Origin of the sequence: Gracilibacillus salitolerans, from assembly GCF_009650095.1 — a bacterium.
Classification (GTDB): Bacteria; Bacillota; Bacilli; order Bacillales; family Amphibacillaceae; genus Gracilibacillus; species Gracilibacillus salitolerans.
In genome coordinates, this window is sequence record NZ_CP045915.1 from 681,291 (window position 1) to 694,247 (window position 12,957).

Genomic DNA, 12,957 nt, shown 5'->3' on the forward strand with positions numbered 1-12,957 from the left:
CCCCGAAAGTTAGATTTTCTACTCTAACTTTCGGGGGTCGGTACCAAAGTGGTCTTTTATTTCGTTAGCTAAGCTTCATGTTAGATTATCTAATATATGATTCTTACATCCCTATTTTTCAGTAGGTAAAGATGGAAGTTTGAGCGAATGAATGATATCTTTTACCGTGTTGGCTGCTTGCTGATTTTTAGTATTAAGCTCGCGATTTGTAATCTTCAGAGCTTTTTCAAATCCCTGTTTTAGTGAGCTTTTCGTTATAAATTTACTTAAATCTATCCCTAGATTAGAAATAGTTTGGGAGATTTCAGGGCGAATACCAACTAGAATACAGGTTGTCCCGATTAAACGGACTGCTTCCGCTGCCTTAACGATATAATGAGCTACCATGGTATCTACAGTAGGGACCCCTGTAATATCCAGCAGAACTACCTCTGACCGATGCTCCACAACACCTGTTAACAGCTTCTGATTGATAAGTTGCCCTCTTTCTTCCTCAATGGTTCCTATCAAGGGCATAATAGTTATTCCTTCTACAACTGGTATTAATGGAGAGGACAACTCTTCAAGCACAATTTTTTGCTTGGAAACCATGTCCATCCAATGAGTGGAGTAGGTGTGAATTAATTTATTCTTTATCGGATCCACCCAGCCATTTACTTCTTCCATCATATCTATAAATTCATACTTGTTTACATCATCATTTTTTTCTATTAGTCGACAAAGACAGATTGTTCTTAGAATTTGAATGCCTTCCGTCAGATAAGCTAGTGGCCAGCCTAGATTAACAATTTTTGCGCTAAATTGATTTAATTCTTCCTCTATTTCTAGTTCTTCAGGGTGATTAAAAATGATTTTGGCAAATTTTTGACTGATTTCTTCTATTACCTGCTCTGATATTTCTGCATTCCATACTGAAATGTCTCTTTGTCTGAATTTTGTGTACCATTGTTCCACTATTTCACTTCGATCATTTAGTAGCTCAATTTTGTATTCATTTTTCATTTAATTCATCTCCTACAAATATTATTAAATAAAAAAATTTTATCTTTTATATTTTACTATTTTATCACTGTGCTAATGTCCGTAAAACCTCCATTTCAAGGTTCGAGTAGATGATACGGACGCTAACACCCTGATAAGTTTCGTCGGGCCTAGTAGGTGGCAAAAGCTCCTACTGATGAAAGTCTCGCTTTATTGTAAAATGTTCCATTTCCTTATTCTTTTTTTGCTGTTGAGCTGGGGGACTTGCGGAAGTCGATCTAGTTAAAGTATGTAGACCATAGATGAGAGATCTTTGCAGCGTCCTGGCAGTATATTGGCCAAGATGCTGAATCGCAACAGATATTTCGCCAAACTGTCCTCCTAAAATTTCCTGAAGCTTTTTAGCGAAGAGAGGAAGAGGATCGAGGCATTCCGGTTTTGCATGGAATTGCAATTATTTTTGTGAAAAAACATAAAAAAACCCACCTTTCTTTTTTTGGTTATTTAAATTGATACAGAAAACCTCCCTTTCTTTAAAAGAGAGGCTTCTGTTGATTGTATTTTTTTCGGGAGAACTCTAAGTAATTTCTCCCATTTTAAAGTTCTAGGGTTGCTATTTTTATTTTTTTGTTATACTTTGTTGATATAGGAACATTTATATATTAACATATTTTTGGTCGTAATTTAGGAGTTATTATTGTTGTTATAGTTTCCTCCAGAATTACGACCACCTTTTTCTCCAATTTCTTCAAAGTGCTCTTGCCCGTATTTTTGACTAACTTTTTCGCCACCCTTACGTCCAGCCTCTTCTCTGCTCATGTTTCCATTGTTGTTATTGTTTTGTGCCATTCTTCTAAATACCTCCTATAAAAATTTTAGATTTATGTGAGTAGTACTACTCACATAACTTTCATTCCTCGATAAATTGTTAGATAAACTCTTATTTTTAATTTTTTTGAAACTGTAACAAAATTGAAAAGTTTATCCTTTAAAGTCATAGAGTAATTAGGAATTGTTGTTATTATTGTTCCCGCCGGAATTACGTCCGCCTTTTTGTCCGATTTCTTCAAAGTGATCTTGTCCATATTTACGCTTAACTTTTTCACCACCTTTACGTCCAGCTTTTTCTCTGCTCATGTTTCCATTGTTGTTTTGTGTCATTTTAAATACCTCCTATAAAAATTTTAGATTTTTGTGAGTTATATAACTCATATTTCTGTCATACCTCGGTAATTTATAGTTAAACTTGAGTTTTTGACTTTTTAAGATTTGTAACGTTATTGAAATATTGGATGTTGGCTGTAATAGGTTTAGAAGAAGGAAGAAGTAAAGGTTCGAAACCGGCTAATAAATCCCATTCACGTGGTAAGGCATCTCAGAAGTTTACTGAACTTTTGGGAAGCTTCTTTTGGTTCGTTATTCGACTAACGTACTCAAAAGAGTTTAATAAGAAAAAAGAGGAGCAGATTGGTACACCTGTTTAATGGAGATACATATATCTTTCTTATTATTAAATTTAATAATTTTTACATATTCACAAATACTACCTTCTAGAGAGTTATTAGGGTTTTTGAGAAGGGGTTTCATTTATTGCTTTGTATTTTAAGCAAGGGGCACTAGTGGCAGATAGACAAATAAAGCAATTAGGGAATTTTTTTATTAGTGATGATTTGCCTTCCATCTTCAATGGATGCCCATATTACGGATTCCATAACGCCACCTTTTTCAGATCAGTTAATGATGTACCATACAAGTCTTGCAAATGTGTACTATAGAGGTTTTGTGGGATAAGATAATAAAAAAGGGAGTCTGACAAATGCCTAACTATGTCCCTTATTTGATCCTTGCGATTATAAGCATAACAATCTTGACTATAATAATTATTCATAAACGTCAATTTGGTTTTACTGTATTATTTCTATGTTTTTCTGGAATGGTATATATAGCAGAACTTTTTGTCATGATTATCGGAAACAGCTATTTTTATATTCCTGAAGTGCTTTCCGTACAATACTACGATAACGTACTAGGGGCAATTGTCTCCAATTTATTTGTCATTCCTACCTTAGGTATAGTAGCCGCGGTGTATCAGCTTAGGTTACGTTGGCTCGTACTTTTTGCAGTAACATTGATAGGTGTAGAATGGTTATTTGAGTGGCTAGATATTTATCATGCAAACTGGTGGAGGAAGATATACACGTTTATTGGCACATTGTTTTTCTTTTCATTAGCTAAGTTCTGGATGCGAGCTCTTCAGTTAGGTACTAAATGGTCACGTTTTCTATCGTTGTGGATGCAAGGATGGTGTGGTGCGGCTACCGTAATGTACATAATGTCTGTTGCTTCAATTCGCAATTATGAATTTGGTTTTTTTGAAAATGTTTATCGTGATGGCATTTTTATATCAGCGATCATGGGCTTGATAAAAGGTCTACTATTTGCTGTAGCGGTTATACATTTTCGAAAGTTTCGTGGGCGTTTACTTGCACCTATTTTGGTTTACGGCATTGATTTACCATTGTATTACTTTGGTGTACTTGTGGTTGAAATACCATTTTGGATATATACAATCGTTTATCTCGTGCTGGCAACTCTTTTACTCTGGTGGATCCAGTATGCCTACTCATTTATTTCCAACATTGCAAGATGATTATTAATATGTAGGGGAAGTCGATTGAAACAGTTGCATCAAGCATTTAACTTTCTTTCGTCCTAAATTTTTGTTACTTTAGCTAAATACAGAAAGATGTATAGAATGGGGGAGATAGAAATGAATAATAAAAAAGAACAAATTATTTTAACAGAACGACCAACAGGTACACCTGATATAAATACATTTAAATTGGTAGAAACAGACAGTAAGCAACCGGAAAATGGCGAAGTTTTGATTCGTACATTATACGTATCCGTTGATCCCTATATGCGTGGGCGAATGATTGATGCTCCTTCTTATGTAGCACCTTTTGAGTTGAATGCAGTTATTGAAGGTGGAGTAATTGGAGAGGTCGTTGAATCCAAGTCAGATCAATTCCAATCAGGTGATGTAGTTATTGGTGGCTACGGTTGGCAAACATATTACACTGCAAAAGAAAATGAAATTAGAAAGATTGATAAGGATATAGCACCTATTACCACTCACTTAGGTATCTTAGGCATGACTGGCTTAACAGCATACTTCGGACTTCTTGAGATTGGAAAACCAAAAGAAGGTGAAACGGTTGTTATTTCAGGTGCTGCAGGTGCAGTAGGATCAGTCGTAGGCCAAATTGCAAAAATTAAAGGAGCACATGTTGTAGGAATTGCAGGTTCAGATGAAAAAATTCAATATTTAAAAGAAGAATTGCACTTTGATGATGCAATTAATTACAAGACAACTTCTAATCTTGAGAGTGATTTAGCGAAAGCCTGCCCAAACGGGGTAGATATTTACTTTGATAATGTCGGTGGAGAAATATCTGATGCAGTGCATGTACATTTAAACAAATTCGCACGTATGCCAATTTGTGGCGCCATATCAAGTTATAACTTGAAAGGTGAAGATATTGGACCCCGTGTACAAACAACACTTATTAAGAAAAGTGCCTTAATGCAAGGATTCACATTAGGTGACTTCGCAGACCGCTTCCCTGAAGGTACAGTAGCACTTGCGGAGTGGTTACAAGAAGGAAAATTAAATTATCAAGAAACGATCAAAGAAGGTTTCGAAAATATACCAGATGCATTTCTTGATCTATTTAAAGGAAATAATATTGGTAAACTGTTAGTAAAAGTAGCGGAATTACCTCAATAAAAGCTAACGATTATTACTAGTTTATAAATCACCAATTTTCCACCTATCAGTTGAAATTGGATGAAGCTCGTATCGAAAAAAGAAACGCTAATGATTTCATCAGCGTTTCTTACATTGTAGTGTTTATTCATGTATCGAATGCATATGCTGAATTTCTACATTTTCAAAAATAGCTTTACCCCCTTCAGAAAATAGAGTAATGCCCTGATCTTCCTTTAGAGGAAAAACTAAATTGGAATGCGTTATTTTTCCTTCATCAATAAACACTTCCACGCTAGTTTTATCGACAAGTATTTTGAGGTGAGCGTTCTTTTTGTGTTGATCCATAGGTGCTTTACTTTCTACCATATTATTATTATCATTTGGCTGATCGGTAGATTCGCGATTGACATAGGAATACGCCTTCCGAGGGAAAAATCCAATATCGATGTGACGATTCTGATCGTTGGATTCTCTAAGTCTGATTCCGATATTTTCAGCTTCATCCCAACTGATATCAGTTTCTAATTGATATGCATCTCCTACGGTTTCTAGTGTTACCATACCATCTACTTCTACTTCGGGATAACTTTCTGTACTCTCTATGAGTTGATCTAGTTCTTTTTTTGGTTGGGAAGTGAGATAATATTCATCTTGTTCATCTTTTTTTAACTCTATTTTTCTAACAATGGAATCTTGTCCATTAAAGCCTTCTTCTAATGTTGGTGTATTGTTTGCATATGCCCAGTTATTCATCCATGCTAAAGCATAGCGATTATTCAGTTTATCTCTGCTCTCACCATCTTCAAAAGTAACACCTCCATACCAATCAAAGCCATAATCCAGCCATTTAGGTTCCTTATGGTCTGGAGTAAAAGTTTGACCATTAAAGTCTCCGATCCAATAAGCATATGTGTTGGGTTTGCCTTGCTCCATACCGTTTGCACTGACGCCCATTACCCATTTTATACTGCCATCATCTGTTTGCAGTTGAAATAGATCCGGGCACTCTAATATTCCCAGATTTTCTGTTTGAAATCCATTAGTATACTGCCATTCTTTAAGATTTTCAGATTCATAAAAACCAATTTTGGATCCTTCAGCCATCAGCAAAACCCATTTTTGAGATTCCTCTTCCCAAATGATCTTCGGATCTCTAAAGTTTTCTATTCCTGGATTGGGCATTACAGGTTCATTTTGATACTCGTTAAATGTTAAACCATCATCTGTGCTGTACCAAAGATATTGCTCTTGTTGTCCATTTGCGGATGGTTGAGTAACGATAGCAACAAGGGTATTTTCTCCGAATCCAGCTGTATTATCATGATCAACGATAACAGAGCCTGACCAGGGATCCCCGTTTTCATTCGTATATTTTGGAACCGCGATCCCTTCATCCTCCCAATAAATCAGATCTTTAGAAGTAGCGTGACGCCATTCTGTTCCGTTGCCTTCGGGATAATCTCTGTTATAAAGATAATAGTAGTGATATTTTTCATTAAAATAGAGAGGACGTTGAGGGTCATTTTTCCAATTATCGGGCACTGTAAAATGATAATCAGCTCGATAAGAGTAATCTTCATCTTGCGAATTAGAAGTTGGTTTTTTATTTACAGTATGCAAACTAAAAAATATAAGAATAATGAGCAAAAGAGAAAAGAGCGAGAATAACATTATTTCCCATTTGTCCCTCCAATTTATGAATACCTTCAAGATTTCTGGCCTCCTTTATTCGAAGTGACAATGTTTAAAAAAGAAAATGCCGAGTTTATTCGGCATTTTCTTTTCATTCATTTTTAGTTTTCTCCATGTAATGTAATTTGACCTTGCTCAAGGATGCTATCTTTTACAACTGATGATTTTTTGTTGTTTAATTTCAACTTAAAGCTAGGTGCAAAGGTAGATTTGTGATCTTCAAAATAGCCTCTGTTCGTCATATAACTTGTAACTACCGCTTCATCTGTTGTCTCTTGTGGAATAACATAGTGTGCGTAATTCCAAGTAATATCATATGGATCCAAGTCATGATGAAGAACAATACCTGTTTTATTCATTGGTTTAAATTCACCAGTTAGTGAGTTGGAAACATATCCAAGCATATAAATATCTTCATCATCAATACCGTCAATTGTCATTTTAGATCCACGGGCACTGGTGAACAGGTACCATTTTCCATCCTTTTTGAAAATGTTTGGTCTTTCAATTTCATCTGTAACGGTATTAGAAACTATTAAAGGCTCCATTACTTTTTTCAATTCATAGTCATCAGTGATTTCAACAATTCCGATAGCCCCATTTGCCAATTCAGCATATTCTTTTTTCGGACTATTTAAAAGCCAACCTTTTTCGTTCTGGAAGAAATGATTGCTATTCCCATAATAAGCTTGATTATAAAGAGAGCTTTCTCCAGAGTATCCATAATCTGATCCTGTATTAGCTTCAAATACAAGATATTTATGACCATTGTCTTCAATATAATGTGGGTCTCTCAAAGTATGGTTTTCCTTCCAATTAATTTCATCCCCACCAAAAGCTTGCATTACATTTTGATAAACAGAGCCATCTCCACCTTCAAAGATTGACTTATGATCTTCTACACTATCAACCTGAAGTGCTCCCTCTTCAATTTCAGAAACATTTACCTGTGCAGTTGTTAACGTCTGTTTACCGTAAAGGTCTTTTGCTTCATCGAACTCTGTACGATTGGTATAGAATAAACGAATTTCTCCATTCGAAGTAAATGTGGCAGAACCAGACCATTCTTCTGATTGATCTTTTAAATATTTATCATTAGCTTCGAATTTATCATTATCATCGAAAACTCGTCCTGCATTTTTCCAGGAATCGATAGAATTTTCATCCGCTTTTTTATAAAACAAATAAATAAAAGTATCTTCAGCATTATCTGGATTACCTGCTAAACCGAATAAAATATGATATCCATTATATTCTGCTACAGTTCCGTCCGCATTTTGAAGTGGCCATGTATCCCACACATCTAATTTTATTTCTTCTCCATCTTCTGTAACCTTTGTAGCAGAAGGGATGTTTTGAATAGTGGATGCATCAAATGTAGGTACTGTGAAATCTTCATCACCATGCTGTTTGATCATATCCTTCATATCAGAACGTGTGATGGTAGAGGTACCATAATCTTCTTTATAGTCTTGTGGAGACTTTTCCTCTGCATGCACAAGACCACTTCCGCCAACTAAAATAGCAGTACTTAGTGTTAATACTGTCGCTTTCTTAACAAAACCTTCCCATTTCATACTATTCCTCCTCATAGATACTTTTTATCTGCCCGGGCTGTGTACAAATATTAGTATAAGAGAGTTAGGAAAGGTAAGAAATGTCTAAGATTGATATAATTTTCGTTGTATATTGATTAGGAAAATAGGCCTGAGATTATATGTCCAACGTAGTAAAAATGGTAAATGTCACAAAGTATAACTTATCCCTAGATTGTGATGCCTTTATCTCAGTTGATTCACTCTAGTCACAAGTTTATTAAACGGGCGCACAAAGCCTTTTCTAATGTATTTCATCCCATGTATTCTGATAGGCTTGTAGTAATTGTGTTTTACTCCATTCGTGTTCGATATATTGTTGTGTATCAGTACCGAACGCTTCTCTTAACCCAGCAGGAAGGTCTGACCAATTGGAGGATAAAGTTCTGTTTGCTTGATAAAGTTCTGTTATTTTGGAAGTAAGTGGATCTGTGTCCTGTATATCCACATGTTTAAAAGCAGGAATAAACCGCAGTTTTTCGACCATAAACTTTTGTCCCTGCTCAGAATTTACCATCCAATTTAAAAATCGTTTTGCTTCTTCTTTCTTTTCTGCTGAGGTTTGTTGATTAACTACCCAGTAGCTTGGGGTATGAATGCTTAATGTATTTTTTTCTGCTTTCTCATTTAGAGTAATCGGGAAGATACCAATCTTCATATCTGGTGCGAATTTATTTATCATAGGTTGAATCCAATTCCCTTGCAACATCATTGCTGCCTTTTCTGATGTAAATTGTTGAAGTTCCATTGTATAATCTGTTGATAGCGGATCTTCTCCGCCATGCTCTATCGTTAAATCTAATAGCTCTATTAGTTGTTTGAACATCTGATTGTTTTCAATTGAAGTTGTGCCATTTTTTAATTTCTTAATAAAAAGATCTGGGTTTTCTTGTTGAGAAATAGCAATGTTCATCAAATGGTCTCCTAATTTCCACTTCTCGTAATAACCTGTCGCAAAAGGGGTAATACCAGCTTGTTCTAATTGTTTAGTTATAGACTTTAATTCTGTGAAGGTAGAGGGAAGTTTCTCAATTCCTGCCTCCTTAAACAATTCTTTATTATAAATGAAACCATATCCTTCTAAATTCATTGGCATTCCATAAACATGCCCATCCATTTTTATTGGTTCCAATGTTTCTGGATAAGCATTTTTCACCCATGGCTGATCAGATAGATCCTCCAAATATGGCTTCCATAACTCTGTAGAGCTATAACCAGGGTTTGTAAAAATATCAGGACCTTCTTCGGCTGCTATTTGTGCTTTCAAATCAGAAAAATCATCCAATGCACCGCCCACCGTGGTTACTTCTATTTTCACGTAGGGATGTTCTTTTTCATACGCTTGGATCATTTCTTCAAATGCGGAAGCAATCTCTATTTTAGGATTACGTATGGTAAGGGTGACCTTTGATGAGTTTTCTTCTTTATCATCTTTAGGAGTGTTTGATTGACATGCTGAAATAAACAAGATGATAAAAAGGAAAAGAAGTGTTTTTCTCATCCAATCACCTCGTCTTTTTTATTTCTATATTCATTTGGCGTAAAGCCAGTTACTTTTTTGAATAATTTGGAGAAAAATTTTTCATCCTGGTAGCCAAGCATTACAGAAATAGAATAAATAGTCTCATCGGTTCCTCTTAACCAACACTTAGCCTGTTTAATTCTAAGATTTGTCACGTATTTTGACATAGGCATACCCTTCTCTTGTTTAAATTTCCTTGAAATATGCTCACGACTCAAGAAAAATAAATTTGATAATTTTTCAAGGCTTATATCTTCCATATAATAATTATCGACAAAAGAAACAATGTCTTGGATTTGACTGACTTGATCTAATTGTGTTGATTGATAAACGGTTCTAAACTGATTATTGTACAGTTTTGTCTTCAACATTTTGAACACTGTAGGAAGATTTTTTAATGGTTGCGGATCTTCACTAGCTACAATTCGAACTGGGCTTTCCATATGTTCACTAAGCCATTTCTCTATTGTCACCCACTCATTCTCCAAGGTCACAACAAGGCAGAGATTATGATATGTTTGAAGAGAGTATGCATTTCCTAACCTTTGTGTGGAAAGTTTATTTGCCAATGATTTTATCTCTGGTTCTGAGTAATGCATATGATAGAAAGATAGTAATGTCATATCATAACGGTTAGCTTCTGGAAGAGAAAGTAGTAGATTGTTCATATCATAGGTTTCTCCTGTACAAGCATCCGTAACTATCTTGTTGTATATATAATTCTCCTCAATTAAATTAGTTTCCACAAAATCTCTCTGCCATGCTATAACGGCTTCTTTTAAGATCTCATTGAAAACGTCCGCTTCGATTGGCTTCATTAAATAGTCAAAACTATTATGTTTGATAGCCTGACGCATGTAAGAATAATCATTGTATCCTGTTATAAAAATTACTTTTCCCTGATAAGAGTTGGAATCTAGCCATTTCATCAGTTCTAGACCATTCATTCCAGGCATTTTAATATCCGTAAAAATAATTTCAGGGCTTTCCTTCTCTATTAAAATTTTTGCTTCTTCTCCACGACTTGCTTCCAGTATTTTTGTTATACCTTGAGCTTCCCATTCACCTAAAATTTTGATTACATCAAGTACATTTTTCTCATCATCTACGATCAATACTTTCACGTTTTATTCTCCCTTCCGTAAAAGATATTTCGTTTAGTGGAATAAATATTTCTACAATAAATGCTTGTCCTTTATTATTCTCTATATTAATTCCTGCTTTATCACCATAAATCAGTACCAATCTGTCTTGAATGTTCTTTAATCCTATATGTTCTTTTTCATGATTATCAGTTGGAGAAGGGGGATAAATAGTTTCTCTTAGTTCCTCTAATTTCTCATCACTTACACTTGCTTCATCATTTTCTACCTTAAAATAAAGGTGGGATTTTCTTCTTTCACCAAATACATTTAATCTAGCATTTGTATGTCCTTCCTCAAAACAGTGTTTGAAAAAATTCTCTACTAGCGGTTGCAGGATCATACTGGGAATCTGTATTTCTAATATGTTTTGATTTATTTGCAAGTTGTAATGAATCTGATCGTGAAATCTCTCCATTTGTAAGGACAGATAGCTTTCAATGTAACGCATTTCTTCTTTGACTTTCACCCACTTATTAGCTTGCATAGAATATCTCATCATGTTGGATAAAGAGGTTATGAGATGATACACATTAGGGGCATCAGACTTCAAAGCTACAGTGCCAATAGATTGGAGAGCATTAAACAAGAAGTGGGGATTCACTTGTGACTTCAAAGCTTGGAATTGCATTTCCTTGTTTTCAAGTTCTAGCTTATATTCACGTTCAATATGATGGTTAATTCGCTTCATCATATCTTTCATATGCTTTTCTAAATATCCAATTTCATCATGTCGTTGATCATTAAAAGGTACTTCTACATAACTGCCGTCAATCGTACTTACTTTATTCGTCAATCGTTTAATAGGCGTAGTGATTTTATACGTAATAATTCCGACCATCACTAACCCAAAAATTCCTACTATAATACCAACTATAATACTTGTGAAAGTAGTTTTACGTACATCGTGAAACAAAACTTCGCTTGGTGTAATCTTTACTAATTCCCAGTCATGTAGAGGGGAAGTTAATGTCTTGGAAAGGATAATATCGTCACTTTCCTTTTCACCTTGTATGGTTGTTTTTAAGCTGTCAGATACAGGATTGCTTATTTGTTTCGTATTATTACTGAAAACTATTTGGTTATTTTTATTAATCAGATACATTGATTCGTGCTTATTCTTTATTAAATCAGCTGCAATCTGACTCAATTCATTCAATTCTACATCCATTGAAATCACACCAAGAAACTCTCCAGTAAAGATATCCTGTATTTTATGATGAATGGTTATTACTTGTGTATGATCTGTTTGTGGCACAATCGCTACATTATTATAATTTTCTAATGGATGTGGAGGTTCAATAATTTGTTTTACATCTGACTGATATAGTTTTTTTATATAGGGTTCCTGCAAAAGGTCCGGTTTAGATTTACGGGAACTGACTATAGCATTATAAACTGTAACAGATTCTTCTCCTTTATCCATATAGAAGCGAACTTGTCTTATTTCCTCACGCATTAGATAAAAATTTTGAATGCTTTTTTCTAGATAATTGGAATCTTCCACTTCCTTTTTAAAAATACGAAATAGCTCAGCATCGCGATAAAGTATATAAGGTAGATGAATGAGTTCATGAAAATATTGCTGCAATTGTTTGGAACTTTCATTTAACTGTTCCTCATTATTGGCAAGTTCATGCTTTTCAACATTGCTTTTCGTATAACCATAAATAAGCAGTACCGACAAAAAGTATGGAAGAAGTATGAATATAATCAACATAAATAATAAACGGCTCTGGATGCTTTTCACCTTCCACTTCTCCCTTCTATTTATCACGGCGCTAATTGTTCGTAAAACAAGTCTCACTTTAGACCCTAACAGGAGTGGTATCGATCCCATACAGAGACTAAATTGACGACATTATTACTACATTATAAAACGTTGGAATACCTTCAGCAATATGAGATAAGGCTCAATTTCATGTGAGAGATCATTACAATTGTAAAATAATAATTCTTTACTACGAATTTACCTGGAGTTCATACTCGAAAATTATAATAGAAGTATAATATCTAAAAGTTAGGAGAGATAAGATGAATCTATCGACATGTGAATATGGGAGAAACAACAGAAAACGATTACTCAAATTATTTATATGCATGCTAACAGTCATTATCTGCATTCAAGGTCCTGTTACTTTAACAGCTGAAGGGGTGGATGATTCAGCAATAGAATCGAATAAGGCATCATATGGATATTCTGTAGACACGTATAAAAATAATACAAAGAGTAACATGACACCTGCGTAGAAA

The 12,957-nt window shown here is 34.7% G+C and carries 12 protein-coding genes and 1 pseudogene; 4 read left to right on the forward strand and 9 right to left on the reverse strand.

Annotation, left to right across the window (positions count from 1 at the left end; translation table 11 throughout):
* Positions 1-111: 111 nt before the first annotated feature.
* From GI584_RS03455 to GI584_RS03470, 4 genes and pseudogenes are all read right to left on the reverse strand, one after another.
* Positions 112-1,002, reverse strand: coding sequence for an STAS domain-containing protein (locus GI584_RS03455; RefSeq protein WP_153790238.1), 891 nt, complete (start codon positions 1,000-1,002; stop codon positions 112-114).
* A gap of 313 nt (positions 1,003-1,315) precedes the next feature.
* Positions 1,316-1,455, reverse strand: a pseudogene (locus tag GI584_RS23965) (manganese catalase family protein); the annotation flags it as partial.
* 210 nt (positions 1,456-1,665) lie between these two features.
* Positions 1,666-1,830 (reverse strand): hypothetical protein, encoded by a 165-nt coding sequence (locus tag GI584_RS03465; RefSeq protein WP_153790240.1) that lies wholly within the window; start codon positions 1,828-1,830, stop codon positions 1,666-1,668.
* Positions 1,831-1,986: 156 nt separating this feature from the next.
* Positions 1,987-2,142 (reverse strand): hypothetical protein, encoded by a 156-nt coding sequence (locus tag GI584_RS03470; protein ID WP_153790241.1) that lies wholly within the window; start codon positions 2,140-2,142, stop codon positions 1,987-1,989.
* 119 nt (positions 2,143-2,261) lie between these two features.
* Between GI584_RS03470 and GI584_RS03475 the strand changes: the two genes are divergently transcribed.
* From GI584_RS03475 to GI584_RS03485, 3 genes are all read left to right on the forward strand, one after another.
* Positions 2,262-2,465 carry a hypothetical protein gene (locus GI584_RS03475; protein WP_153790242.1) on the forward strand — a complete coding sequence of 68 codons (204 nt, stop codon included), beginning with the start codon at positions 2,262-2,264 and terminating at the stop codon, positions 2,463-2,465.
* A 332-nt stretch (positions 2,466-2,797) separates the two neighbouring features.
* The gene (locus GI584_RS03480) at positions 2,798-3,631 is read left to right on the forward strand and encodes a hypothetical protein (protein ID WP_153790243.1); all 834 of its coding nucleotides are present in this window, start codon (positions 2,798-2,800) and stop codon (positions 3,629-3,631) included.
* Positions 3,632-3,751: 120 nt separating this feature from the next.
* Positions 3,752-4,771 carry an NADP-dependent oxidoreductase gene (locus tag GI584_RS03485; RefSeq protein ID WP_100362022.1) on the forward strand — a complete coding sequence of 340 codons (1,020 nt, stop codon included), beginning with the start codon at positions 3,752-3,754 and terminating at the stop codon, positions 4,769-4,771.
* 123 nt (positions 4,772-4,894) lie between these two features.
* Here the strand turns inward: GI584_RS03485 and GI584_RS03490 are convergent, their stop codons facing one another.
* The 5 genes from GI584_RS03490 to GI584_RS03510 all read right to left on the reverse strand — a co-directional run bounded on the left by GI584_RS03490 (position 4,895) and on the right by GI584_RS03510 (position 12,454).
* Positions 4,895-6,424, reverse strand: coding sequence for a glycoside hydrolase family 32 protein (locus GI584_RS03490; protein WP_153792897.1), 1,530 nt, complete (start codon positions 6,422-6,424; stop codon positions 4,895-4,897).
* A gap of 122 nt (positions 6,425-6,546) precedes the next feature.
* Entirely contained in the window at positions 6,547-8,022 is a 1,476-nt protein-coding gene (locus GI584_RS03495) for a glycoside hydrolase family 68 protein (RefSeq protein ID WP_153790244.1), read from the reverse strand.
* A gap of 262 nt (positions 8,023-8,284) precedes the next feature.
* Complete coding sequence (locus GI584_RS03500; RefSeq protein WP_153790245.1) at positions 8,285-9,541, reverse strand: ABC transporter substrate-binding protein; 1,257 nt, start codon at positions 9,539-9,541, stop codon at positions 8,285-8,287.
* Positions 9,538-10,686, reverse strand: coding sequence for a response regulator transcription factor (locus tag GI584_RS03505; protein ID WP_153790246.1), 1,149 nt, complete (start codon positions 10,684-10,686; stop codon positions 9,538-9,540). The genes GI584_RS03500 and GI584_RS03505 overlap by 4 nt, the downstream gene beginning before the upstream one ends.
* The gene (locus GI584_RS03510; protein ID WP_153790247.1) at positions 10,664-12,454 is read right to left on the reverse strand and encodes a cache domain-containing sensor histidine kinase; all 1,791 of its coding nucleotides are present in this window, start codon (positions 12,452-12,454) and stop codon (positions 10,664-10,666) included. The genes GI584_RS03505 and GI584_RS03510 overlap by 23 nt, the downstream gene beginning before the upstream one ends.
* A gap of 284 nt (positions 12,455-12,738) precedes the next feature.
* Between GI584_RS03510 and GI584_RS03515 the strand changes: the two genes are divergently transcribed.
* The gene (locus GI584_RS03515; RefSeq protein ID WP_153790248.1) at positions 12,739-12,954 is read left to right on the forward strand and encodes a hypothetical protein; all 216 of its coding nucleotides are present in this window, start codon (positions 12,739-12,741) and stop codon (positions 12,952-12,954) included.
* Positions 12,955-12,957 lie beyond the last annotated feature (3 nt).